General features: G+C 70.1%; 26 protein-coding genes and 1 tRNA gene. 18 read left to right on the plus strand and 9 right to left on the minus strand.

Annotation, left to right across the window (positions count from 1 at the left end; all coding sequences use genetic code 11):
• Nucleotides 1-44 precede the first annotated feature (44 nt).
• From Q9S71_RS09255 to Q9S71_RS09275, 5 genes are read left to right on the plus strand one after another with little or no spacing between them, the layout of a single operon-like run.
• Nucleotides 45-1,073 (plus strand): PhoH family protein, encoded by a 1,029-nt coding sequence (locus Q9S71_RS09255; protein ID WP_231872748.1) that lies wholly within the window; start codon nt 45-47, stop codon nt 1,071-1,073.
• Complete coding sequence (ybeY, locus tag Q9S71_RS09260) at nt 1,070-1,537, plus strand: rRNA maturation RNase YbeY (RefSeq protein ID WP_064002183.1); 468 nt, start codon at nt 1,070-1,072, stop codon at nt 1,535-1,537. Before Q9S71_RS09255 ends, ybeY begins: the two co-directional genes overlap by 4 nt.
• Nucleotides 1,534-2,856 carry a hemolysin family protein gene (locus Q9S71_RS09265; RefSeq protein WP_217531464.1) on the plus strand — a complete coding sequence of 441 codons (1,323 nt, stop codon included), beginning with the start codon at nt 1,534-1,536 and terminating at the stop codon, nt 2,854-2,856. Before ybeY ends, Q9S71_RS09265 begins: the two co-directional genes overlap by 4 nt.
• The gene (era, locus tag Q9S71_RS09270) at nt 2,853-3,749 is read left to right on the plus strand and encodes a GTPase Era (RefSeq protein ID WP_422880351.1); all 897 of its coding nucleotides are present in this window, start codon (nt 2,853-2,855) and stop codon (nt 3,747-3,749) included. Before Q9S71_RS09265 ends, era begins: the two co-directional genes overlap by 4 nt.
• 38 nt (nt 3,750-3,787) lie before the next feature.
• Nucleotides 3,788-4,717, plus strand: a complete 930-nt coding sequence (locus tag Q9S71_RS09275) for a quinone oxidoreductase family protein (RefSeq protein WP_311861971.1) — start codon at nt 3,788-3,790, stop codon at nt 4,715-4,717.
• A 16-nt stretch (nt 4,718-4,733) separates the two neighbouring features.
• Here Q9S71_RS09275 and Q9S71_RS09280 read toward each other — a convergent pair whose 3' ends face one another.
• A complete protein-coding gene (locus Q9S71_RS09280) occupies nt 4,734-5,360 on the minus strand; it encodes a hypothetical protein (protein ID WP_311861972.1) in 627 nt (208 codons plus the stop codon).
• Between the two features lie 185 nt (nt 5,361-5,545).
• On the opposite strand from Q9S71_RS09280, the gene leuA reads away from it, so the two are divergent.
• The gene (gene leuA, locus Q9S71_RS09285; RefSeq protein ID WP_311861973.1) at nt 5,546-7,306 is read left to right on the plus strand and encodes a 2-isopropylmalate synthase; all 1,761 of its coding nucleotides are present in this window, start codon (nt 5,546-5,548) and stop codon (nt 7,304-7,306) included.
• Between the two features lie 27 nt (nt 7,307-7,333).
• Here the strand turns inward: leuA and Q9S71_RS09290 are convergent, their stop codons facing one another.
• Nucleotides 7,334-8,020, minus strand: a complete 687-nt coding sequence (locus tag Q9S71_RS09290) for a trimeric intracellular cation channel family protein (RefSeq protein WP_217531459.1) — start codon at nt 8,018-8,020, stop codon at nt 7,334-7,336.
• A gap of 35 nt (nt 8,021-8,055) precedes the next feature.
• On the opposite strand from Q9S71_RS09290, the gene recO reads away from it, so the two are divergent.
• Nucleotides 8,056-8,784, plus strand: coding sequence for a DNA repair protein RecO (recO, locus tag Q9S71_RS09295; RefSeq protein WP_217531458.1), 729 nt, complete (start codon nt 8,056-8,058; stop codon nt 8,782-8,784).
• The gene (locus tag Q9S71_RS09300; RefSeq protein ID WP_311861975.1) at nt 8,781-9,587 is read left to right on the plus strand and encodes an isoprenyl transferase; all 807 of its coding nucleotides are present in this window, start codon (nt 8,781-8,783) and stop codon (nt 9,585-9,587) included. The genes recO and Q9S71_RS09300 overlap by 4 nt, the downstream gene beginning before the upstream one ends.
• Before the next feature lie 2 nt (nt 9,588-9,589).
• On the opposite strand, the gene Q9S71_RS09305 is transcribed toward Q9S71_RS09300, so the two are convergent.
• Nucleotides 9,590-10,156 (minus strand): P-loop NTPase family protein, encoded by a 567-nt coding sequence (locus Q9S71_RS09305; protein ID WP_311861977.1) that lies wholly within the window; start codon nt 10,154-10,156, stop codon nt 9,590-9,592.
• A 59-nt stretch (nt 10,157-10,215) separates the two neighbouring features.
• Between Q9S71_RS09305 and Q9S71_RS09310 the strand changes: the two genes are divergently transcribed.
• On the plus strand, nt 10,216-10,893 hold the full coding sequence (locus tag Q9S71_RS09310; protein ID WP_311861978.1) for a DsbA family oxidoreductase: 678 nt from the start codon (nt 10,216-10,218) through the stop codon (nt 10,891-10,893).
• Here the strand turns inward: Q9S71_RS09310 and Q9S71_RS09315 are convergent, their stop codons facing one another.
• Nucleotides 10,894-11,388: a glutathione peroxidase gene (locus Q9S71_RS09315; protein ID WP_311861979.1), complete on the minus strand. Its 495-nt coding sequence runs from the start codon at nt 11,386-11,388 to the stop codon at nt 10,894-10,896.
• Between the two features lie 63 nt (nt 11,389-11,451).
• Between Q9S71_RS09315 and dusB the strand changes: the two genes are divergently transcribed.
• The 3 genes from dusB to dnaG are packed head-to-tail and all read left to right on the plus strand — an operon-like array spanning nt 11,452 to nt 15,834.
• Nucleotides 11,452-12,612, plus strand: a complete 1,161-nt coding sequence (gene dusB, locus Q9S71_RS09320; RefSeq protein ID WP_217531453.1) for a tRNA dihydrouridine synthase DusB — start codon at nt 11,452-11,454, stop codon at nt 12,610-12,612.
• Nucleotides 12,584-13,981: a deoxyguanosinetriphosphate triphosphohydrolase gene (locus Q9S71_RS09325; protein ID WP_311863229.1), complete on the plus strand. Its 1,398-nt coding sequence runs from the start codon at nt 12,584-12,586 to the stop codon at nt 13,979-13,981. Before dusB ends, Q9S71_RS09325 begins: the two co-directional genes overlap by 29 nt.
• On the plus strand, nt 13,981-15,834 hold the full coding sequence (dnaG, locus tag Q9S71_RS09330) for a DNA primase (protein ID WP_311861980.1): 1,854 nt from the start codon (nt 13,981-13,983) through the stop codon (nt 15,832-15,834). The genes Q9S71_RS09325 and dnaG overlap by 1 nt, the downstream gene beginning before the upstream one ends.
• 163 nt (nt 15,835-15,997) lie before the next feature.
• Here the strand turns inward: dnaG and Q9S71_RS09335 are convergent, their stop codons facing one another.
• A complete protein-coding gene (locus tag Q9S71_RS09335; RefSeq protein WP_311861981.1) occupies nt 15,998-17,416 on the minus strand; it encodes an HNH endonuclease signature motif containing protein in 1,419 nt (472 codons plus the stop codon).
• Between the two features lie 214 nt (nt 17,417-17,630).
• Between Q9S71_RS09335 and Q9S71_RS09340 the strand changes: the two genes are divergently transcribed.
• The 3 genes from Q9S71_RS09340 (at nt 17,631) to Q9S71_RS09350 (ending at nt 18,894) form a co-directional block, all read left to right on the plus strand.
• A complete protein-coding gene (locus Q9S71_RS09340; RefSeq protein ID WP_311861983.1) occupies nt 17,631-18,398 on the plus strand; it encodes an ATP-binding cassette domain-containing protein in 768 nt (255 codons plus the stop codon).
• A 61-nt stretch (nt 18,399-18,459) separates the two neighbouring features.
• Nucleotides 18,460-18,535 (plus strand) — tRNA-Asn (locus Q9S71_RS09345).
• A 122-nt stretch (nt 18,536-18,657) separates the two neighbouring features.
• The gene (locus Q9S71_RS09350) at nt 18,658-18,894 is read left to right on the plus strand and encodes a hypothetical protein (RefSeq protein WP_311861984.1); all 237 of its coding nucleotides are present in this window, start codon (nt 18,658-18,660) and stop codon (nt 18,892-18,894) included.
• 3 nt (nt 18,895-18,897) lie between these two features.
• On the opposite strand, the gene Q9S71_RS09355 is transcribed toward Q9S71_RS09350, so the two are convergent.
• Complete coding sequence (locus Q9S71_RS09355; RefSeq protein ID WP_311861985.1) at nt 18,898-19,653, minus strand: DeoR/GlpR family DNA-binding transcription regulator; 756 nt, start codon at nt 19,651-19,653, stop codon at nt 18,898-18,900.
• A gap of 45 nt (nt 19,654-19,698) precedes the next feature.
• On the opposite strand from Q9S71_RS09355, the gene Q9S71_RS09360 reads away from it, so the two are divergent.
• Both Q9S71_RS09360 and Q9S71_RS09365 read left to right on the plus strand, forming a co-directional pair.
• Nucleotides 19,699-20,091, plus strand: a complete 393-nt coding sequence (locus Q9S71_RS09360) for a DUF4406 domain-containing protein (protein WP_311861986.1) — start codon at nt 19,699-19,701, stop codon at nt 20,089-20,091.
• Nucleotides 20,092-20,198: 107 nt separating this feature from the next.
• Nucleotides 20,199-21,392, plus strand: a complete 1,194-nt coding sequence (locus tag Q9S71_RS09365) for a Coenzyme F420 hydrogenase/dehydrogenase, beta subunit C-terminal domain (protein WP_311861988.1) — start codon at nt 20,199-20,201, stop codon at nt 21,390-21,392.
• A gap of 2 nt (nt 21,393-21,394) precedes the next feature.
• Here Q9S71_RS09365 and Q9S71_RS09370 read toward each other — a convergent pair whose 3' ends face one another.
• The 3 genes from Q9S71_RS09370 to def form a co-directional block, all read right to left on the minus strand.
• Nucleotides 21,395-21,661: a hypothetical protein gene (locus Q9S71_RS09370; RefSeq protein ID WP_311861989.1), complete on the minus strand. Its 267-nt coding sequence runs from the start codon at nt 21,659-21,661 to the stop codon at nt 21,395-21,397.
• Nucleotides 21,662-21,761: 100 nt separating this feature from the next.
• Nucleotides 21,762-22,151: an ester cyclase gene (locus Q9S71_RS09375; RefSeq protein WP_311861990.1), complete on the minus strand. Its 390-nt coding sequence runs from the start codon at nt 22,149-22,151 to the stop codon at nt 21,762-21,764.
• Nucleotides 22,152-22,165: 14 nt separating this feature from the next.
• Complete coding sequence (gene def / locus Q9S71_RS09380) at nt 22,166-22,732, minus strand: peptide deformylase (protein WP_217531752.1); 567 nt, start codon at nt 22,730-22,732, stop codon at nt 22,166-22,168.
• Between the two features lie 41 nt (nt 22,733-22,773).
• Between def and Q9S71_RS09385 the strand changes: the two genes are divergently transcribed.
• Complete coding sequence (locus Q9S71_RS09385; RefSeq protein ID WP_064002163.1) at nt 22,774-23,853, plus strand: DMT family transporter; 1,080 nt, start codon at nt 22,774-22,776, stop codon at nt 23,851-23,853.
• Nucleotides 23,854-23,856 lie beyond the last annotated feature (3 nt).

Raw genomic sequence — 23,856 nt, forward strand, 5'->3', positions numbered from 1 at the left:
GCACCGAACCCACCGTCGACCGCATCTACGCGGACGGCGTCGCGATGGTGCAGCTGCTGGGTCCTCAGGACCGCCTGCTGCGCACCGTCGAACGCGAACACCCCGACGTGCAGGTGCACGTCCGCGGCAACGAGATCACGCTCACCGGCGAGGGCGACGCCGTGGCGCGTGCCCGCGAACTCGTGGACGAGCTCATCGGCATGGCGCGGGCGGGGCAAGGCCTCGACCCGAGCGACGTCACCCAGTCGAGCCGCATCCTGCGGGACAACGGCGGGATGCGTCCCTCCGAGGTCCTCGGCGAAGCCATCCTCTCCTCGCGCGGCAAGGTCATCCGTCCCAAGACGCTCGGCCAGAAGGAGTACGTCGACGCGATCGAGGAGAACACGATCGTCTTCGGCATCGGCCCCGCCGGCACCGGTAAGACCTACCTCGCGATGGCCAAGGCCGTCCAGGCGCTGCAACGCAAGGAGGTCAGCCGCATCATCCTGACCCGTCCCGCCGTCGAAGCGGGGGAGCGCCTCGGATTCCTGCCGGGCACGCTGACCGACAAGATCGACCCGTACCTGCGGCCGCTCTACGACGCGCTGAACGAGATGATGGACCCCGAGCTCGTCCCGAAGCTCATGGCGTCGGGAACGATCGAGGTCGCCCCCCTCGCCTACATGCGCGGGCGCACCCTGAACGACTCCTTCGTCGTCCTCGACGAGGCGCAGAACACGACGCCCGAGCAGATGAAGATGTTCCTCACCCGTCTCGGGTTCGGCACGCGAATGGTCGTCACGGGCGACATCACGCAGGTCGACCTGCCGCAGGGCGCGTCGGGCCTCCGGCTCGTCACGCGGGTGCTCAAGGACATCGACGACATCCACTTCGCGCGCCTGACGAGCGACGACGTCGTGCGCCACACCCTGGTGGGCCGCATCGTCGACGCCTACAGCGCGTACGACGAGGAGAAGCTCGCCGCACGCCGTGAGCGCGACGAGGCGAGCGAGTTCGCGAACCGCGCCGAGCGCCGCGCGGGCCTGCGGCCCGCCGGACCCCGCGACCGACAGCCCAAACGAGGACGATCATGACCATCGAGATCACCAACGAGTCCGGTGTGGAGGTCGACGAGACCGTCCTGCTGCGCCTCACCGAGCACAACTTCGCCGAACTGCACGTCAGCCCCGACGCGGACGTCGCGATCCTCCTCGTCGACGAGGGTGCGATGGAGGCGCTGCACGTGCAGTGGATGGACGAGCCCGGTCCGACCGACGTGCTGAGCTTCCCCATGGATGAGCTGCGCCCCGGGACCGAGGAGGCGCCCACTCCTCCCGGGCTTCTCGGCGACATCGTGCTGTGCCCGCAGGTCGCCGAGACCCAGGCGCAGGCGGCGAAGCACTCCACGATGGACGAGCTCATCCTCCTGACGACGCACGGACTGCTCCACCTGCTCGGCTTCGACCACGCCGAGCCCGAGGAGGAGCGCGAGATGTTCGGACTCCAGAAGGAACTCATCGGCGCGTTCCACTCCAGCGAGCGCCGCCGGCGCGCATGACCGAGATCCTCCTCCTCGTCGCGGCGGGCCTGCTCGTCGCGCTCGGCGGGCTGATGGCCTCGCTCGAGGCCGCGCTCGACGTGACGGGTCGCGCCGACCTCGCCGACCTCGCGGACGAGGCGCGCTCGGGAACGGCCCTGCGGCGGATCGCCGCCGACCCCGACGCCCACCGCACGGCGGTCGTGTTCATCCGCATCCTCGTCGAGACGGCGGCCGCGGTGCTCGTGACGGTCGCGTTCACGCTGATCTTCGACAACATCTGGTGGGCGATGCTCGCCGCCGTCGTCCTCATGACGATCGCCTCCTTCGTCCTCGTCGGCGCCTCGCCGCGCGCCGTCGGGCGTCAGCACGCGAAGGGCTTCCTGCGGGCCTGCGCCCCGCTCATCCGCGGCGCGCGCATCGTGCTCGGGCCCCTCGCGCACCTCCTCGTCCTCGTGGGGGACCGGCTGACCCCCGGCATCCACCGGGGTGCTTCGTTCGCCTCCGAGGAGCAGCTCCTCAGCATGGTCGACGAGGCCGCCTCGCAGGACCTCATCGAGGCGGACGACCGCGACCTCATCCACTCCGTGTTCGACTTCACCGATCGGTTCGTGCGCGCCGTCATGGTGCCGCGCACCGACATGGTGACGATGGATGCCGCGGCCACGACGCAGCAGGCGATGACGCTCTTCCTCGACAAGGGCGTCTCGCGCATCCCGATCGCCGACGGCGAGGCCGATGACATCACCGGTGTCGTGTACCTGAAGGACCTCGTCCAGTTCGCCTACCGCGACGAGACCGCGTGGCGCGGCGTGCCGGTCGCCCAGATCGCCCGGCCGGCGGTCTTCGTGCCCGAGTCGATGCGCGCCGAGACGCTGCTGCAGCAGATGAAGCGCGAAGCCGTGCACGTCTGCCTCGTCGTCGACGAGTACGGCGGGGTGTCGGGGCTCGTCACCCTCGAGGACCTCATCGAGGAGCTCGTCGGGGAGATTGCCGACGAGTACGACCTGCGCACGAGCGAGGTCACGGACCTCGGCGACGGCCGCTTCCGCGTGAGCACGCGCCTCGGGCTCGACGAGGTCGGCGACCTCTTCGGCATCGAGCTCGAGGACGACGACGTCGACTCGATCGGCGGCCTGTTCGGCAAGGCGCTCGGCAGCGTCCCGGTGCCGGGCGCCCGCGTCGAGCACAGCGGCCTGATCCTCACCGGCGGCACCTCCCTCGGTCGCGGCCGCGGTCTCGCCACCGTGTTCGTCGAGCGCGCCGAGAGCCTGGAGGCCGCCGAGAGCGCCTTCGCACCCACCACCGGAGAGATCCGCGTCTCGCGGGGATCGGAGTGACCGTGACCGACCGTTCCGGTTTCGTGACGTTCGTCGGACGCCCCAACGTGGGCAAGTCGACGCTGACCAACGCCCTCGTCGGCGAGAAGGTGGCGATCACGAGCGACAAGCCGCAGACGACCCGAAAGGCGATCCGCGGCATCCTGAACCGCCCGAGCGGACAGCTCGTCATCGTCGACACCCCCGGCATCCACAAGCCGCGGACGCTGCTGGGTCAGCGCCTCAACGACCTCGTCGAGCAGGTGCTCGGCGACGTCGACGCCATCGGATTCCTCGTGCCGGCCACCGAGAAGGTCGGGCCCGGCGACCGGCGGATCGCGGCATCCCTCGACGGGTACGGTCGCGCGAAGAAGGTGGCCATCGTCACGAAGGTCGATATCGCGACCCGCGAGGAGATCACCGAGCGCCTCATCGAGGTCGACGCGCTGCGCGAGGACTGGGCCGCCGTCATCCCGCTCTCGGCCGTCACCGACGACCAGCTCGACGTGCTCGCCGACGAACTGCTGAAGCTCATGCCCGAGGGCCCCGCGCTCTACCCCGAAGGGGTCGTCACCGACGAGAGCGTCGAGGATCGGATCGCCGAGATCATCCGCGAGGCGGCGCTCGACGGCGTCCGCGACGAGCTGCCCCACTCCATTGCCGTGACGGTCGAGGACATCTCGGCCCGCGAGGACAGTGATCTGACCGACGTGTACGCGAACATCGTCGTCGAGCGCGACAGCCAGAAGGCCATCATCATCGGCCGCGGCGGGTCCCGTCTGAAGGAGGTCGGGGCGCGGTCGCGAGCGGGCATCGAGCCGCTCGTCGGCGGCCGCGTGTTCCTGTCGTTGCGCGTCCGGGTGGCCAAGGAATGGCAGCGCGACCCCAAGCAACTGGGGCGCCTCGGATTCTGACCGGCGACGGCGTCGGCATCTCACGGAAGGACGACGGCATGGCACAGGCATGGTTCGCGACGGGGCCGGAGGGTCTGTCGCAGTGGGAGCTCCGCGAGGTCGAGGTGCCGGCACCGGGCCCCGGCGAGGTGACGATCCGGGTGCACGCCGCCGGGATGAACCCCGCGGATGTGAAGTACCCCACTCGTCCCGGCGCGTCGTTCCCCTTCCCGATCGGGTACGAGGTGTCCGGCGAGATCACCGCGCTCGGTGCCGACACGCAGATCGGCTCGGGCGCGGCGACGGTCGGCGACGAGGTGCTCGCGTTCCGCGTGAGCGGCGGGTACGCGACCGAGCTGACGGTCCCCGCCGAGAAGGTCTTCGCGAAGCCGTCGAGCCTCACGTATCCCGAAGCCGCGAACCTGCTCCTGGCCGGGGCGACGGCCGCCGAGCTGCTCGAGCTGAGCGGTGCGCGAAGCGGCGACACGGTGCTGTTCCACGCCGCCTCCGGCGCGGTCGGCGTGAGCTTCCTGCAGCAGGCGGCGATCCGCGGTGTCCGCGTGGTCGGGACGGCGAGCGAGCGGAACGCCGACGTCGTGCGGCGCTACGGCGGCATCCCGATCGCGTACGGCCCGGGCCTCGTCGACCGGGCGAAGGATGCCGCGGCGGGCGCCTCCTTCGTCGCGTCGCTCGACGGGGTGGGGACCGACGAGGCGATCGAGGCCTCGCTCGCGCTCGTCGAGGACCGGACCCGCATCATCACGATCGTCCGTCGCGACCTCGAGTCCGAGGGCATCGTCGCGATCGGCGGCATGCTGCGCGCGAGCGCGGCCTTCCGTGACGCCGTCCGCGGCGAGCTCGTCGACCTCGCGCAGCGCGGACTGCTCGAGGTGCCGGTCGCCCGCACCTTCCCGTTCGCCGACGCGGTCGAGGCGGCGCGTTTCCTCATGGAGGGGCACCCGGGCGGCAAGCTCGCGTTGCTGCCCTGACGGAGAGCGACGCCGCTCAGTCGACGGAGCGCAGCGCGGACCGGATGATCACCTTGCCGGGACCGAAGTCCTCGTTCGCCGCGCGCTGCCAGGTGCCGTCGTCCCAGATCACGTCGACGTACACCCAGCCGTCCTGTTCGTACGAACCGAGGTAGCCCGAGCCGAGGGCATTGGGCACGATCGACTGGATCGTCGCGGCGTCCTGAGCGGACGCGGCGCCCGCCTTCCCGCCGGTGGGGTCGGGCAGTGCGATCGGGTCGAACAGTGCGAGGGGGACGGGTGTGTCGCGGACGGTGAAGCTCTCGCCGTCGTAGACACCGCGCACCGCGTACGTCCCCCAGGTCGTGCCGCCGGCAGTAGCCGCGTCCGTGAGGCCCTCCCAGGACCATCCGACGAGGGGGATGCCGCTGCACTGCGGCGGCGCGGACTCGGCGACGGCCCCCAGGCACAGCTTCGCCGTCGTCTCGTCGTCGAGGACGGTTCCCTGTGCGAGCACCTCGCCGGTCGGGTTCTCCGGTGTCAGCGCGGCGAGGGCAGCCCCTGGAGGCGCAGCGGAGCCGCCCGCATCAGCCGCGGCGGCGCAGGAGGTGAGCAGCAGGGTGGCGCCGGCGAGCAGGACGGCGGCGGATCGGCGGAGCGTCATACCGGGAGAGTGTCGGGGCCGCGGCATCCGTCTCGTATGTCGGCGCTTCGGATCGGGGTGTAACGTGTCGGTATGCGCTTCTGCGGCCTCCTTCTTCGTCGCCGCGACGAGTCCTCGATCTAGGACCAACTCGTCGCGGAGGTTGTCGTGGGTCCGCACCAGTGACGAGAGAAGAAGCACCCATCATGCGAAACACCCAGAAGCCCTCCGGCGCCCCGATCCACAAGTACCGCCCGTTCCACGAGCAGATCCGCGTCGAGCTGCCCGATCGCACGTGGCCGGGCGAGCGCATCGAGGTCGCACCCCGCTGGTGCGCCGTCGACCTGCGCGACGGCAACCAGGCGCTCATCGACCCGATGAGCCCCGAGCGCAAGCGGATCATGTTCGAGCTGCTCGTGAAGATGGGCTACAAGGAGATCGAGGTCGGCTTCCCGAGCGCGAGCCAGACCGACTTCGACTTCGTGCGCCAGCTGATCGAAGAGGACCTCATCCCCGAGGACGTCACGATCCAGGTGCTGACGCAGGCCCGCGACCACCTCATCAAGCGCACGTACGAGTCGATCGCCGGTGCCAAGCAGGCGATCGTCCACCTGTACAACTCCACGAGCGTGCTGCAGCGCGAGGTCGTCTTCCGCACCGACCAGCAGGGCATCATCGACATCGCCCTCGAGGGCGCCCGCCTGTGCCGCGAGTACGAGAAGACGATCCCCGAGACGACCGTCTACTACGAGTACTCGCCCGAGAGCTACACCGGCACCGAGCTCGAGTTCGCCGTCGACGTCTGCAACCAGGTCATCGAGGTCTTCGAGCCGACTCCCGAGCGCAAGGTCATCATCAACCTGCCGGCGACGGTCGAGATGGCGACGCCGAACGTGTACGCCGACTCGATCGAGTGGATGAGCCGGCACCTGGCGCACCGCGAGAACGTCATCCTGTCGCTGCACCCCCACAATGACCGCGGCACCGCGATCGCCGCGGCGGAGCTCGGCTACATGGCCGGGGCCGATCGCATCGAGGGATGCCTCTTCGGCAACGGCGAGCGCACGGGCAACGTCGACCTGGTCGCCCTGGGGATCAACCTGCTGACGCAGGGCATCGACCCGCAGATCGACTTCAGCGACATCGACCACGTCAAGCGCACCGCCGAGTACTGCAACCAGCTGCCCGTGCCCGAGCGGAGCCCCTGGGCGGGCGACTTGGTCTTCACCGCGTTCAGCGGGTCGCACCAGGACGCCATCAAGAAGGGCTTCGAGGCGATGGAGGCGCGTGCCCAGGCGGCGGGCGTCTCGGTCGACGAGATCGAGTGGGCCGTGCCGTACCTGCCGATCGACCCGAAGGATCTGGGACGCTCGTACGAGGCGGTCATCCGGGTCAACTCGCAGTCCGGCAAGGGCGGTGTCGCGTACCTGCTGAAGACCGACCACGCGCTCGACCTGCCGCGCAAGCTGCAGATCGAGTTCTCGGGGGTCGTGCAGGCGAAGACGGATGCCGAGGGCGGCGAGGTCTCGAGCGGTCAGATCTGGTCGATCTTCTCCGACGAGTACCTGCCCGCTGCCGCCGCCGACGAGAAGTGGGGTCGCTTCGAACTGCTGTCGACCCGTACGCAGAGCGACATGTCCGGGGAGGTCGCGCTCGAGGTGACGCTCCGCGACGGCGAGGAGCGCGTCTCGGCGACGGGCGCCGGCAACGGTCCCATCGCGGCTTTCCTGAAGGTGCTGGGCGAGCGCGGTTTCGAGATCTCCCTCTACGACTACGTCGAGCACACCCTGGGTGCCGGCGGCGACGCGCACGCGGCCGCGTACGTCGAGCTGCAGGTCGGGGACCAGCGCCTGTGGGGCGTCGGCATCGACGGTGACATCTCGACGGCGAGCCTGAAGGCGGTCGTCTCGGCGGTCAACCGGGCGATCCGCAGCCGCGTGTCCGAGAGTGAGCTCGCCGGCGTCTGAGTCCGCGCGGTCGCCGTCGGGACCGGATCACGGTCTGATGATCGGGATGGTCGAGGTCTCGACGGCGACCTTGCGCCGATAGAGGGCGCGCTGCTCCGGCAGCGAGATGTCGAACGCGACGGCGAGGACCCGGATGACGGCGGTCACCGCGATGCAGGTGATCGCCGCCGGCACCGCCGCGACGCCGACGAGGTCGAGGACGGCCAGGACGGCGCATCCCACCGCCGCGGCGACGGCGTAGAGCGAGCCGACGTGCATCATCGCGACGGGGAGACCCATGAACACGTCGCGCAGGAGGCCCCCGCCGACCGCCGCGCACGCGCCGACGAAGACCGACGGGATGAGGGGGAGGCCGAGCGCCAACGCCTTGGTCGTCCCCAGCGCGCCGAACATGCCGATCGCGACGGCGTCGAGCGCCACGATGACGGCGTTGAGCCGCTGGAAGAGGTTCGCCAGCAGCATCCCGACGAGGGCCGCGGCGGTGACGGTGATGAGGTATCCGTCGCTCTGGAGGGCGACCGGTGTCGTGTTCAGGAGCAGATCGCGGATCATGCCGCCGCCGAGGCCCATGACGACGCCGATGATCGCGACCCCGAGCAGATCGAGTCGGCGCTGACCCTGGAACCCCGAGGCGAACAGGGCGCCCTGTACGCCGCCGAGCCCGACGGCGGTCAGGTCGGCCCAGAGGGGGATGAGGAACTGCGGCTCGGTCACGCCTTCATTGTGCCCGGTCACGGGATAATCGAGGGGTGCCCACTTACCGCGACGAGGTCGTGGTCCTTCGCACCCACAAACTGGGGGAGGCGGACCGCATCGTGACGATGCTCAGCCGTCGTCACGGCAAGGTGCGCGCCGTCGCGAAGGGGGTGCGCCGCACCTCGTCGAAGTTCGGTGCCCGGCTCGAGCCCTTCATGGTCGCCGACGTCCAGATGTACAAGGGCCGCTCGCTCGACATCGTGCAGCAGGCCGAGTCCCTCGGCGCCTACGGTGCGGACATCGCGACCGATTACGACCGGTACACCGCGGCATCCGCCATGTCCGAGACCGCCGACCGGCTCAACGAGGCCGAGACGACGCCGCAGCAGTACCTCCTCCTCGTCGGCGGGCTCCGCGCCCTCGCCCGCGGCGACCACGCCCCGCGGTCGGTACTCGACTCGTACCTGCTGAGGGTCATGTCCCTCTCGGGGTGGGCGCCGTCCCTGCGGGAGTGTGCGCGGTGCGGTGCTCCGGGGCCGCACGAGTGGTTCGTCGCGCAGCTGGGCGGCATCGTCTGCGCCGCGTGCGCGCCCACCGGTGCTCCGCGGGTGAGTGTCGAGACCAGCGATCTGCTGCGGGCGCTGCTGGCGGGGGAGTGGGATGTGGTGGATGCCGCCTCGTCCGGCGCCACCGCGGCATCCTCCGGCCTCATCGCCGCCTACGCGCAGTGGCACACCGAGCGCGGCATCCGTTCCCTGTCCCACCTGGAGGCGCCTCGGTGAGTCCCAAGCCGTACACGCATCGCGACGCGGTGCCCTATCGACCGCTCGACTGGACCGGCGTCTATCCGCCGGAGTTCCCGAAGGGCTCGGTCCCCGCTCACGTCGCGATCGTGATGGACGGCAACGGCCGGTGGGCGAACCGCCGCGGGCTGACCCGGATCGAAGGGCACCGCGCGGGCGAGGAGGTGCTGCTCGACGTCGTCGCCGGGGCGATTCAGGCGGGCGTCAGGCACCTCAGCGTCTACGCGTTCTCGACGGAGAATTGGGCGCGTTCGCCCGAGGAGGTGCGCTTCCTCATGGGGTACAACCGCGACGTGCTGCACCGCCGCCGGGACCAGCTCAACGAGTGGAACGTCCGCATCCGCTGGGCCGGACGCAAGCCGCGGCTGTGGGGATCGGTCATCAAGGAACTGCAGTACGCCGAGCAGCTCACGTCCGGCAACACCGGCCTGACCCTGACGATGTGCATCAACTACGGCGGGCGGCTGGAGATCATCGACGCGATGCGGGCGATGGGTGAGGAGATCGCCCGCGGAAAGCTGAAGCCCTCGGCCATCACCGAGAAGACGCTCCGGCGCCACCTGTACGTCCCCGACATGCCCGACGTCGATCTCTTCGTGCGGTCGAGCGGTGAGCAGCGGACGTCCAACTTCCTGTTGTGGGAGGCGGCGTACGCCGAGATGGTGTTCCTCGACACGCTGTGGCCCGACTTCTCGCGGACCGACCTCTGGGGAGCAATCGAGCTCTATCTGTCGCGCGACCGCCGCTTCGGCGGGGCGAAGGACGCCCCGACGTCCTCCTGAGGTCAGTCCGCGGCTCGCGCGGCGGGGCCCGCGAGCCAGCGCTCGACCTCCCGCGGATGCCGGAGGTGCACGACGGGCAGGCCGTACTCGGCCGCGACTCGCGGCATCCGTTCCCGCCAGGTGCCGTGCGTGCGCATCTCCCACCGCAGGATGTGGTCGGGGTCGCGGAGGACCGTCCACAGGGGAGGCTCGACGTTCCCGTTCCACAGGGGTTGCCGCAGGATGCTGCGCCGCAGGGTGCGTCGCACCAGCCGGGCGCGCGCGATGCGACGGGGAAGGTCGAGCCACACCGCGAGGTCGGCGCGCTCGCCGAGCACCTGCCCGCCGCCCGCGCTGAAGTAGTTCCACTCCGAGACCCACCGCTCACCGGCGGCGACGCGGCGCACGTCGTGGAGGAATTCGGGCCGGGGCGTCCAGCCCGGTCCGTGGAAGAGCGAGTCGAGCTCGGTGTACTCGAGGCGCCACAGGTCTGCGAGCCGTCGTGCGAGGGTGGACTTGCCCACCCCCGTCGTGCCCGCGATCACCAGGCGACGCGGCAGGGCCGGCAGCGGGTCGTCGGCGGAGAGCATCCCGCCAGCCTAGGACGGCGGCGGGAATAGATGCGAGTGTCGGGCGCGTTGCAGGCGATGTGACGGATGCCATCAAGATCGACGTGTGGAGTGACATCGCCTGCCCCTGGTGCTACATCGGCAAGCGCAACCTCGAGACGGGGCTCGCGGCGACGGCGGATGACGCCGACGCCCCCCGCGTGGAGGTGACGTTCCACTCGTACGAGCTGTCCCCGGACACCCCCGTCGACTTCGACGGGAACGAGGTCGACTTCCTGTCGCAGCACAAGGGCATGACACCCGAGCAGGTCAAGCCGATGCTCGACCGGGTGACAGGTGTCGCCGCCGAGGCGGGCCTCGAGTACCGGTTCGACCTGCTGAAGCACACGAACACGGTGAAGGCGCACGAGCTGCTCCATTTCGCGAAGGAGCAGGGTCTCCAGAAGGAGATGACCGAGCGGCTCATGTCGGCCTACTTCACCGAGGGCCGTCATGTCGGTCGCATCGACGACCTCGTGGAGCTCGCCGCCGACGCGGGACTCGACCGGGAGGCCGCGCGCGACGCGCTGGAGTCCGGTCGCTACCTCGAGGCGGTGCGGGCCGACCAGGCGCAGGCGCAGGCCTACGGCATCCAGGGTGTGCCGTTCTTCGTCATCGACGGCAAGTACGGCGTCAGCGGGGCGCAGCCCGCCGAGGCGTTCGCGCAGATCGCACGTCAGGTGTGGTCCGAGCGCGCGGAGGCCTCGGCCGCGAGCTGATCAGGCCAGCGCGTCCTCGATCGCCGCGATCACCTCGGGCTCGTTCGGCTTGGTCTGCGGACGGAACCGGTGCAGCTCGCCGTCCCGCGTCACGAGGAACTTCTCGAAGTTCCACATGACGGGGCCCTTCGCGCGCTCCGCGTTCGGGGTCTTCTTCAGCGCCTTGTAGAGCGGAGCGGCGTGCGAGCCGTTCACCCGGATCTTGTCCATGACGGGGAACGTGATGCCCCAGTTGACGGCGCAGTAGTCGAGGATCTCCTCCATCGACCCGGGCTCCTGCCCCATGAACTGGTTGCACGGGAACCCGATGACCTGCAGGCCGCGCTCGCCGTACGTCTTCTGCAGCTCCTCGAGCTGCTCGTACTGCGGGGCCAAACCGCACTTCGACGCGACGTTGACGATGAGGAACGCCTTGTCGCCGAAGTCGCCCAGTGTCGCCTCCTTCCCGTCGGCCGTGGTGAACGGGATGTCGCGGAGGGAGGGGGTCTCGGTCATGTCTCCACGATAGGACGCGCACGTATGCCGCAAGCGCTCGCCGTCTGGGAGAATGGGAAGGATATGTCCTCGACCCTCGCACCCCCCGCGCCCCTGCGTATCGGGCCGATCACCCTCGACGCCCCCGTCGTCCTGGCACCCATGGCCGGCATCACCAACACGGCGTTCCGCCGCCTGTGCCGCGAGTACGGTGCGGGCCTCTACGTGAGCGAGATGATCACGACGCGCGCTCTGGTCGAGCGCAACGCGACGACGATGCGGCTCATCCGCCACCACGAGTCGGAGACCCCCCGGTCGATCCAGCTGTACGGCGTCGACCCGGCGACCGTCGAGGCCGCGGTCCGGATCATCGTCGAGGAGGATCACGCCGATCACGTCGATCTGAACTTCGGATGCCCCGTCCCCAAGGTGACCCGCAAGGGCGGCGGCGCGGCGTTGCCGTGGAAGACCGAGCTGTTCCGCGAGATCGTCGAACGCGCCGCGAAGGCCGCCGGCGACATCCCGTTGACCGTCAAGATGCGCAAGGGCATCGACTCCGACCACCTGACCTACCTCGAGGCGGGCCGGATCGCCGAAGGCGCCGGCGTCGCCGCCGTCGCGCTGCACGCGCGAACGGCATCGGAGTTCTACTCGGGCCACGCGGACTGGTCCGCGATCGCGAAGCTGAAGGAGACGGTCACGAGCGTCCCCGTGCTCGGCAACGGCGACATCTGGTCGGCGGAGGACGCCCGCCGGATGATGGCCGAGACCGGTTGCGACGGTGTCGTCGTCGGACGCGGATGCCTCGGCCGCCCCTGGCTCTTCGGTGACCTCGCGCGCGAACTCGGCACCGGCCACGCCGCTCCGCCCGTCGATGCGACCCTCGGGTTCGTCGCGGCCGCGTTCCGTCGCCACGCGGAGCTGCTGGTCGAGTTCTTCGAGGACGAGGACCGCGGCTGCCGCGACATCCGAAAGCACGTCGCCTGGTACTTCAAGGGCTACCCCGTCGGGGGCGACCTGCGGGCTCGCCTCGCGACCGCGTCGAGCCTCGCGGAGATCGACGAGCTGCTCGCGACGCTCGACCTCGACGCGCCGTACCCCGGCGCCGCCGCGGAGGGTCAGCGCGGGCGTGCGGGCACGCCGAAGCGGCCGGCCCTGCCCGACGGGTGGCTCGACTCGCGCGAGATCGGACACGCGGCATCCACCGCCCTTGCGGATGCGGAGCTCGACACCAGTGGCGGCTGAGTCGGTGGTCGGCGCGAGCGTGGGCATCGCCGCCGGACGTCCCACGGGCTACGACGACCACGACGCCGAGCGTTTCCACCCGGAGAAGCACCGTTCCCTGCGCGACGGGTTCGCCCGTGACCGCGCCCGGGTGCTGCACTCCGCGGCGTTCCGACGGCTCGCGGCGAAGACGCAGGTGCTGAGCCCCGCGAGCCCCGACGACTTCGCCCGCAACCGGCTGACCCACTCGCTCGAAGTGGCACAGGTGGGACGCGAGCTCGCGATCGCGCTCGAGCTCTCGCCCGACGTGGTCGACACGGCGTGCCTGAGCCATGACCTCGGGCATCCGCCCTTCGGGCACAACGGCGAGCGGGCGCTCAACGAGTGGGCCGAGGACATCGGCGGGTTCGAGGGCAATGCGCAGTCGCTCCGGATCCTCGCCCGTCTCGAGCCGAAGGTCGTCGACGACGACGGCGAGAGCTTCGGGCTGAACCTCACCCGCGCGAGCCTCGACGCGACCTGCAAGTACCCGTGGACGGCGGATCACGCAATCCCGGATCCCGGAGGACGCCAGAAGTTCGGTGTGTACGCCGAGGACGAGGCGATTTTCCGGTGGATGCGGCAGGGCGCGCCCGGTCGGGTGCGGTGCATCGAGGCCGAGGTCATGGACCTCTCCGACGACATCGCCTACTCGGTGCACGACTTCGAGGACGCCGTCCTGAACGGCTACCTCGATCCCCGCCGACTCGCGGATGCCCGGGAGCGCGAGGCGCTGCTGACGGCGATCCAGTCGTGGGTCGGGCTCGGGTTCAGCCGCGATGAACTCGCCGATGCGCTGTACCGACTCGTGCGACTTCCCGAGTGGATGACCGACTTCGACGGCACGCGGGCGTCGGTGGCCCGGCTGAAGAACCTCACGTCCGACTTCATCGGGCGCTTCGCTCGTGCCGCGACGGCGGCGACGCGCGAGCACTACGACACGCCCGCGCTGACCCGCTACCGGGGACGGATGATCGTGCCGCGGGTCATCGAAGCCGAGATGGCGGTGCTGAAGGGCACGATCGGGGCGTTCGTCGTGTCGATCGACGGTCGTAAGGGGCTCTACAAGGAGCAGCGTCGGGTGCTGAAGCGCCTCGCGTCGGCTCTGCTGGAGCGTCCGGAGCACCTCGATCGGGTGCACGCGGTGGACTTCGCGGCGGCGTCGAGCGATGTCGAACGCAAGCGCGTCGTGGTCGATCAGGTGGCGACGCTCACCGACCGTTTCGCGATCGAGTGGCACTCGGCTCTCGTCGGGCCGGTGGACTTGCGCGAACTCGGCCTGTGGCCGGCGGGGTCTCGGGTCGTCGCGAACGCGAGCTTCGCCCTTCCCGAGCCGATCGAAGGTCTCTGATGGCCCGCATCCGGCAGTCCGACGTCGACGAGGTGAAGGCCCGGACGAACATCGCGGACATCGTGGGGGAGCGGGTCGCCCTGAAGTCAGCGGGCGTGGGGTCCCTCAAGGGGCTCTGCCCGTTCCACGATGAGCGCAGTCCGAGCTTCAACGTGCGGCCCCAGGCGGGCTACTACCACTGCTTCGGATGCGGGGAGTCGGGCGACGTCTACTCGTTCCTGCGCGCGATGGACCACCTGTCGTTCACCGAGGCGGTCGAGCGTCTCGCGGCTCGCATCGGGTACCAGCTGCACTACGAGGACGGCGGTGCTGCGCCCGAGACCGGCGGCCGCACGCGGCTCTACCAGGCGAACACGGCCGCGGCCGAGTACTTCCGGGGGCAGCTCGCGACGGCGGAGGCCGACGCGGGTCGCCGGTTCCTCGGCGAACGCGGGTTCGATGCCGGTGCCGCCGCGCACTTCGGTGTCGGATACGCCCCGAAGGGGTGGAACAACATGCGCGACGCCCTGCGTGCGCAGGGCTTCACCGACGAGGAGTTGGCGACGGCGGGGCTCGTGTCGCAGGGGCAGCGCGGGGTGTACGACCGGTTCCGCGGACGGGTGGTGTGGCCGATCCGCGACCTCACGGGCCAGACGATCGGCTTCGGGGCGCGGAAGCTGTACGAGGACGACCAGGGGCCCAAGTACCTGAATACGCCCGAGACGCCGATCTACAAGAAGGCGCAGGTCCTCTACGGTCTCGACCTCGCGAAGAAGGACGTCTCCCGCTCGCACCGTGTCGTCGTCGTCGAGGGGTACACCGACGTGATGGCGTGCCACCTCGCCGGGGTGACGACGGCGATCGCGACGTGCGGCACCGCGTTCGGGTCGGACCACATCACGGTGCTGCGTCGGGTGATGGGTGACGACAGCGCTTCGGGCGAGGTGATCTTCACGTTCGATCCGGATGCCGCGGGGCAGAAGGCGGCGTTGCGGGCGTTCTCGGAGGAGAAGCGGTTCGCGGCGCAGACATACGTGGCGGTCGCGCCGGACGGTCTCGACCCGTGCGATCTGCGGCTCAATCGCGGCGACGGTGCCGTGCGGGCGTTGATGGACGCGAAGGCGCCGATGTTCGAGTTCGTGATCGACCAGAAGCTGGCCGGGTTCGATCTCGGGAGCGTCGAGGGCCGGGTCGGCGCGTTGCGCGCGGCCGCGCCGATCGTCGCGGAGATCCGCGACTCGTCGCTGCGGCCGGGGTACACGCGGGTGCTGGCGCGCAAGCTCGGGATGGACCTCGGTGAGGTCACTCCGGCGGTGGAGCGCGCGGCGCGCGGGCCGCGCGGCCCGCGGGAGCCGGAGGCGGCTCCGGTCGCGAGGTCCTCGGATGGGGCGGCACCGTCGTTGCGGGTGACGGTGGCGAGCCTTCCGCGGACGGCGAGCGTGACCCTCGAGCGGGATGCGCTGATGGGTGTGCTGCAGTACGGGCACGTCATCGACCGGGAAGAGGTGGATGCCGCGTTGCAGATCCCGATGGAGCATCCGGCGCTCGACGCGGTGCGCCAGGCCGTGGCGGCGCAGCCGGACCGTTCGCGTGTCGGGTGGTCGACGGCCGCCGTGGATGCGACGCGGGAGCCGTATCGGGGGCTCGCCGCTGAGTTGTTGACGGCGTCGTTCCCGGCGCTGACGGAGGTGGAGGCGACGACGTCGGCGCGTGCGCTGTGCCGTCGGCTTCGGCTGCGGGCGATGGATCGGGAGAAGGCGGAGCTGCTCGGCGCCGTCCAGCGCGTGCCGGCGGACTCCGAGGAGGGTCGCGCGGTTCGGGTCGCGCTGCGCGACCTTGACCAGCGGCGCCGGACGCTGGCTGATCTCGTCTGACGCTCTGTGTCGCCGCGCAGAAACGCGGGATGGTGGGATGCGGGGCGTTCTCGCACCGCCGCGTGACGGTGGGCTGCGCGGGCGACGCTCTCTCCCCGCCGCGTCACGCTCAGGAGTGTTCGCTGGGCTACGAGAGCGACGCGCTCTGATTGCCGAGTGATGCTTAGAAGGGTGCGGGTTTCGCTGGTGCGGTCGGTGGCGGCGGTGATGGTGCGGCAGGGGTGAAGGCGACGGCCGGGGTGGGGGCGTCTTCGCGGTAGGTCCTGCCGAGGGGTGAGGTCCATTCGAGGACGCCACCCTGGAGTTGTCGGACCCTCCACGCGGTGAACTGCTTCATCGAGTGATGCCTGTGGCACAGGTGGGCGAGGTTCGAGAGTTCGGTTCGTCCGCCGAGCGCGTGATCGTGAGTGTGGTCGACTTCGCAGTGGATGGCTGCGACGCGGCATCCGGGGAATCGGCAGTGCTGGTCGCGGGCTTGCAGGAATCGTCGCATCCCGAAGGGGACACGGTACGAGTCGGTTGAGACGGTGACCTTGGTCGTGGGGTCGTGGAACAGGCGCTCCCAGATCTGCGCACCGCTGGCGAGGGTGCGGGCGGTCGCGGGATCGATGGCGGAGCGGCCCGCGAGGTCGCACGGCCCATCGTCCTCTCCCGTGAGGGTCGCGGCGGGGACCAGCACCTGCACGCGAGCGCGGATCGCGCCGAGCGGCCCGGCGGTGGTGTCGCGGGTGTCATCCAGCGCCGGTGTCCCTGCGAGGAGGAGGTCGGCGAACACGTCCGCCCGGACCTGATCCGTGGAACGCTGATCGGTGGCGATGACCGTGGCCAAATCTCCGTCGCCGTCGCCATTGCCCGTGCCGTCGTCGCTCTGCGCGGCTTCGCGCCCGGACGCGACACCCGCGTCGCCGCGCGCGGCGGCACGCTCGTCACGGGTGTCGATGATCGCCCTCGCCTGCTGCGTCAGCCTGTCGTGAATCCCCTCCGCAATCACTGTCGGAAGGGTCGCGATCAGGTCGCTCATCCCGTCCCGCCCCGGCACGATCCGCACGCACCGCCCGGCCGCGGCTTCCTCGTGCCGTTCCGCGAACGAGCGCGGGTGCATCCGGTGCGCAAGGATCTCGAGCTCGCCTCGCACCCGGTTCGGGGTGTCCCGTTCACACCGCGGGATTGCGACCTGCTCGAACTCCGCCCACATCTCGGCCGGAAGACTCGTCCCGGTCTCGAGGATCGCGATCGCGTGACCACGCACGATCCGCCCTTGCTCCCATGCCTCGACCGTCGCGGGGAAGCCTTCGACCAGGGTTCGTGCTTCGCCGATCCGGCGTTGCACGGTCCGATCAGTGACACGCATGACCCCGCCGACCTCCGCCGCGATCGACCGAAGGGCCATGTCATGGACCTGCACACGGGCGTTGCGCTGCGCGATCTGCGCTTCGGCCAGACGGCCCGCCGCAGCGAGCATACGCAGCTCGTCGATCTGCGCTGCGGCGATCCGTCGAGCCGCGGAATCGACGCCCGCGACAACCCCCGCCAGAGCAGCGAGATAGTCCTCGCCACCGGGGGTTTCCGCCGCATCCGTCATACCTGCACTCTGCCACTGGCCACCGACATCCACCCCGGCAAAACCGGCCCAGAACACACGTTATGCACACCCCGAAAATGAGAGTCCTCTCATCCTCGTCAGCCGGCCGCGAGCGGATGATGCGCCACGACACCCCGCGCCCCCAAAAGCCCCGGCGGAACAACGCACCGCCCCGGACTGGCGCCCGCGTCCCCGACGGATGAGGATGGATCGCATGCCTCGAGTGACCGAACCGGATGCCGCCATCTACTGCTCCGACCTGTCGATCGCTCGTGTCTCCGCAGATACGCGTGTCATCGACGGGGTGTCTCTGCGGGTCGCGCCGGGCGAGGTCGTCGCGGTGATGGGCGCGACGGGTTCCGGCAAGTCGAGTCTCGCCTCCTGTCTCGCGGGGGCGGACCACCGCGACCTGCGCATCGTCGGCGGGGTCGGGGAGGTCGCCGGCATCTCCCTTCGTGCACGGGGTCGCGCCCGGCGGGTCCTGACCTATCGCACCGGGCACCTGCGTCAAGGCGCGAACTCGGATCTTCCGGCGCGGCTCACCATCTCGGAGATCGTCGCGGAACCGATCACCGCCCGTGATCGCAAGGTCAACGCGCGCGCCCTCGCGCTGCGGGTCGCCGCGCTGCTCGACGAGTTGCAGCTCCCCATCGGGGCGTCGGAGAAGTACCCGTACGAGCTGAGCTCCGGCATGCGTCAACGCGTCGCGATCGCGCGCAGCCTCGTGCTCGATCCCACGGTCCTCATCGCGGACGAGCCCTATGCGAACCTCGATGTCGACGTCCGGCCCGCCGTCCTCGACGCTCTCCGGCGACGTGTCGACGACGGGATGGCTCTGCTCGTCGTCACGAACGAGCGCGAGCTCGTTGCCGACCTCGAGGCCCAGGTCCTCGTCCTGCGCGCCGGTCGCCCGATCGGTGTCGGCCCCACCCTGGACGACGTGCTCTGGACCCCCGACGAAGCGACACGCATCGGCGGCTGATGTCACGAGCACCCCTCGGGCTTTGCTACGATTGTGTGGTTGCCCGGTGGCGGGTGACTGATCCTCGGTAGCTCAATTGGCAGAGCAATCGGCTGTTAACCGATAGGTTCTTGGTTCGAGTCCAAGCCGGGGAGCCATTGAACGAAACCCCCGGTCCCGCCGGGGGTTCTCGCTTTCGCGGCACGGATGCCGGGGCGCGGCATCCGCTCTTGCGAGAAGTTTTCTTGCGCGGGGCCCGGAGCGGCCTCATCCTGGAGCCATGAGCACCGTCGTCGGAGGCTGGAAGGTGTGGAGCTGGGGCGAACGCGCGGGCGTGATCGTCCTCGCCGCCTCCGTGGTCCTGCTGGTCTGGGCCGCGTTCCAGTACGGCGGCGGCCAGGACGTCGCCTTCTTCGCCCTCTTCGGCGCGCTCGTCGCGGGCATCACGGGACTCGGCGTCCACGTCGCGTCCCGCGAAGCCCGGTTCCGCCGGCAGTCGCGCCCGTGCCGGCGCTGACCCTCAGCGCAGGACGCTGACCCCGCGCCGTTCGAGAGCGGACAGCGTCGCGGCGCCGGCAGCATCCTCCGCGTCGACGATCACCCCGTCGACCGCATCCCAGGTCAGGACCTGGTACCGTGACGCGGCCCCGATCTTCTCCGCACTGCCGAGGACGAACGTCTCCGCCGCGCGGCTCGCGAGCGTGCGCTTCATCGCGGCCTCGTCGGCGTCGCCGGTGGTGAGACCGGCGTCCTCGTGGACACCCGTGACGCCGAGCAGGAACCGGTCCGCGGAAACGGTCATCGCCGCCTCGACGGCGGCGGCGCCCGAGGCGACCGCCGAGTGCTTGAACAGGCGGCCCCCGAGGATGATGACCTCGGCTGTGTGGTGCAGCAGCGCGGCCGCCACGGTGGGGTTGTGCGTGATGATCGTGCACTCGCGTCCGGGGTCGAGGGCGCGCACGGTCGCGAGCGCGGTCGTCCCGCCGTCGAGGATGACGGTGCTGCCCGGTTCGATCAGCTGGGCCGCGCGCCGCGCGACGCGTGTCTTGCTGTCGGTCGCGACGGTTTCGCGCACCCCGTAGTCTGCGACGGCGGGGGATGCGGGAAGGGCGCCGCCGTACACCCGGACGGCCAGCCCGGCGGCATCCAGTTCGCGGAGATCGCGGCGGATGCTGTCCTCGGAGAGCCCCAGTTCCGCGGCGAGCTCCTTCGCGACGATGCGGCCGTCCGAGCGGAGTCGGTCGAGCAGCAACTGTTTGCGGGTGGCGGCGAGCATTCGCGATCCTTCACGTTTATGCATGTTTGTGCTTATTCTATCGGCATGACCGCCTCCGACGCACCTCGCCCCCTCCTGATCCTCATCGCCGGCCCGTACGCCTCGGGTACGAACGGAAACCCCGACCTCATGCGGCGCAATCTCGAGCGCCTCGAGCAGGCCGCCTGGCCGATCTTCCGAGCCGGCCACATCCCGATGATCGGGGAGTGGGTGGCACTGCCCGTTCTGCGCAGCGCCGGCGCCGAAGGTCCGCACGATCCCCTGGCCGCGCAGGTCATGTACCCGACGGCCGAGCGACTGCTGCAGCACTGCGACGCCGTGCTGCGCCTTCCGGGCGAGTCCCGAGGCGCAGATCAGGACGTGGCGATCGCGCGGGAGCGCGGCCTCCCGGTGTACACCTCCCTCGCCGAGGTGCCGGGCGTCGCCGTCGCGACCTGACGACAGCTTTCCGAGCCGCTTTCTCACGGTGTTTCTGGTAGACAGATCAGGTCGTCAGTCCCTGGGGGCTCTGAGGAGCAGGGCTGACGGGAGCGAACGGGGATCGCGTGCGCGCGAACAGGGATCTTCTGGCCGACGCCGTCGACGCGGTCGTCCGCAACGACAACTGCACGGGCTGCGGTGTCTGTGCGCTGGTGTCCGACCGGATCACGATGGGACTGTCCGCCGACGGATTCATGCGACCCACCGTGGCACCGCGCGGCGGGGACGATGACGCGGCGCGCACCTTCCAGGCATCCTGCCCCGGCGTCCGACTGCGCGCACCCGACTCGGAGGGATCGACGCACTGGCTGTTCGGTCGCGTGGTCGCTGCGTGGGAAGGGCACGCGGTCGACGACTTTGTCCGACGAGCGGGAAGCAGCGGGGGCGTGTTGACGGCGTTGACCGCCTTTCTCGTCGACGTCGGAGAGGCTGCGGTCGTCACCGGTGCCGCGCAGGACGCTTCGCGTCCGAAGCGGACGGTGCCCGTCACGATCACCTCCCGGGAGGAAGCGCTTGCGGCTGCCGGCTCGCGATACGCGCCCGTCAGCGTGCCCTCCGCGTGGAACGGTGGCGGGATGGTCGGTAAGCCCTGCGAGGTCGCCGGTCTTCGCCAGTACCTCGACGCCACCTCCGGGGATGACCCGATCCTGCTCTCGTTCTTCTGCGCCGGCACTCCGAGTCAGCATGCGACCGACGGTCTCGTCCAGAAGCTCGGCGGTGACCCCGAGCAACTCACCTCGCTGCGGTACCGGGGGGACGGGTGGCCGGGCCGGTTCGTCTTCACCGGTGCGGCCAGCGGATCCCAGGACTACAACGAGTCGTGGGGTCACCACCTCGGTCGGCAGCTGCAGTCCCGCTGCAAGATCTGTCCCGACGGCACGGGTGAGCACGCCGACATCGCGGTGGGTGACTTCTGGGCGACGGACGAGCGGGGTTTCCCGACCTTCGACGAGGGTGAGGGGTCGTCGGTGGTGATCGCGCGCACCCGTCGAGGTGCTGCGTTGATCGAGCGTGCCGTCGCGGCGAAAGTCCTGGCGCTCTCACCGATCGACCTCGACGACGTCGCACGCGTGCAGCCGCTGCAGTCCGAGCGCCGCGCGGTGCAGCTCGGACGATCGCTCGGGCGCCTGCTCGCGGGCTTCCGCGTCCCGCGATTCCGCGGATACGGAGCGCTCGTCCTGGCGCTCAAGAACCCGCAGCGGAACATACGAGCTGCGCGCGGAACGCGGAGTCGAGCGCGGCGCTCACGCCGAGCCTGACCTCACCCGTCGCGGAGCACAGCGCCCGACCACACCCAGCACCGGCGCTCCTGATCGCCGACCCGGAATCGGATCGCCGCGGCCCGGTCGGTCCACATGCACAGATCCGCATCGACGAGCACCGGCTCGGCGCCGAAGCGCACCCACGCCTGCACCCGGGCGGGGCGCGGATCGGTCGTCACGGGCCTGCGGTCGAGCTCCAGCTCCTCTTTCGTGAGGGACTGCAGGATGCCGCGCGACGCCACCCGCTGCAGGATGCGGTCGTCCATCCGCGCATCGACGCTCGCCGCGTACCGCCTGTTCGCACCCAACCGGCATCCCTCTCTCCGGCCGACTCCGCGATCGTACGCAGAGCGGCGGACATCGGTGTCAGTCGGTGAGTTGGGCCTGTACGGCCTCGTCGCCCGATCCGGTCACGGCGACCACGCGTCCCGCCGTGATGCGCAGGAACAGGAACTCGGCGACGTTCACGTGCCGACGCGTCGGCGGGATGCCGCGCCACACCCCGGTGTGCGTTCCGCCGGCGCGCAGGTGCGCGGCGATCCGATCGTCCTCGGCGACCACCTGGATCGTCTTCCACCGCCAGTCCGGGAAGCCGTGGAACAGGTCGGCCAGGTCATCGATCCAGGCGTCCGCTCCTGCGGGCAGGTGGGCGCGCCGGACACCCGGATCGAGAAGATCCCGGATCGCCGCCAGATCGTGCCGGTTGCAGGTGTCGACGAAGTCGTCGAACCACCCGTGCAGCTCCCACGGCTCCATGGCGGGACGGTCGTTCAAGCGTCGAGGTCGTCGACGCCCGGCATCCAGCTCTGTCCGGGCTTGCCCCAGCCGCGCTTGCGGGCGATCTTCTGGGTGGTCTTCCAGTCGGAGTCCGACAGGCGGTCGACGTAGAGGATGCCGTTGAGGTGGTCGAACTCGTGCTGCATGATGCGTGCGCGCCACCCCTCGACGCGGATCTCGACCGGAGCCCCGTCGAGGTCCGTGCCCGTCACCAGGACCGCGTCGGCCCGGCGCAGGGGGAACCGCTCGCCCGGGAAGGACAGGCACCCCTCGGACTCGTCGTCGGGGTCGGGGGAGCCGGGCTCGGGAGGCGTCATCCAGAGTTCCGGATTGATCAGGACGCCCCGCCACGGCTGCCCGTCGTCGTCCTGATACGAGTACGTGTAGATGCGGAGCCCGACGCCGACCTGCGGGGCGGCGAGGCCGACACCCGGTGCCGTGTCCATCGTCTCGAACATGTCGGCGACGAGCGTGCGGATGTCGTCGGTCACCTCGTCGACGGGAGCGGCGACGGAATGGAGGACGGGATCGCCCATGATGCGAATCGGAAGTACGGCCACGTCAAAAGCCTAACGAGGCTCGCGCCCGGTATCGTCGAGGCGTGATTCTTCCCGGGACGCCGATCGACGACCTCACCGACGAGCTCGTCGGCGTCTTCGGCAACCCGGCGATCCTCATCGGCATCCCGCTCGCGATCATCGGCGCGGTGTTCATGTCGTTCGGGGCGCAGTACCAGCACCGCGGCGTGCAGAAGGTCGAGCAGCTCACTGCGCAGGCGGGTGTCTCCGGACTGACCGGCGGTCAGCTACTGCGGTTGCTGCGCCGTCCGTCGTGGGTCCTCGGGACCGTCATGCTGGGCCTCGCGATCCTCTGCCAGCTCGCGGCGTTGTCCTTCGCGCCGCTGATCCTCGTGCAGCCGATCGGTGCGATCTCTCTCGTCATCACCACGCTGCTCAACGCGCGGGTCAGCGGTCACAAGCCGACGCGACGGTCGATCACCTCGATCGCCCTGTGCGTGGGCGGCATCTTCATCTTCGTGACGGTCGCCGCTCTGTACGCGACCGAGCGTCCGATCAGCGACCCGCAGCTGCTGACGGTCCTGTGGATCCTCCTCGGCGTCGTCGTCGTACTGGGCGTCCTGTGGGTGACCCTCCGCAAGCGGATGCGGGCCCTTTTCTACATCGTCGCGGCCGGCATCGTCTACGGCTTCGTCGCGACCCTCGCGAAGGTCGTCATCAACCGCATCGCCAACGGCGACTTCGAGTGGCTGACGGTCCTGTGCATCGTCGCGCTGCTCGCCGGAACGGCGATGGGCGCCTACTTCGTCCAGACGGCGTACTCGTCGGGCCCGCCGGACCTCGTCATCGCCGGACTCACGGTGATCGACCCGATCGTCGCGATCGTCATCGGCCTCGCCGTCCTCGACGAGGCGAGCGGTGCCCCGTTCTGGGCGTACATCGGGTTCACCGTGGCGGGCGCGCTCGCGATCGTCGGCGTCTTCCAGCTCGCCCGGTACCACCCGCAGGTGATCAGCGACAGCCAGGAGATCCCGATCTCCCGCGGCAGCACCGAGTTCACCGACGGCAAGAAGCCCACGACGGGATCGATCCGGATCACCGAGACCGTCGCGAAGGTCTGGCCGGATCCGCCCGTCAAGGACGAGGAACGACCGAAACGATAGGCT

The organism is Microbacterium gawkjiense, from assembly GCF_031932225.1.
GTDB classification, from domain to species: Bacteria; Actinomycetota; Actinomycetes; order Actinomycetales; family Microbacteriaceae; genus Microbacterium; species Microbacterium gawkjiense.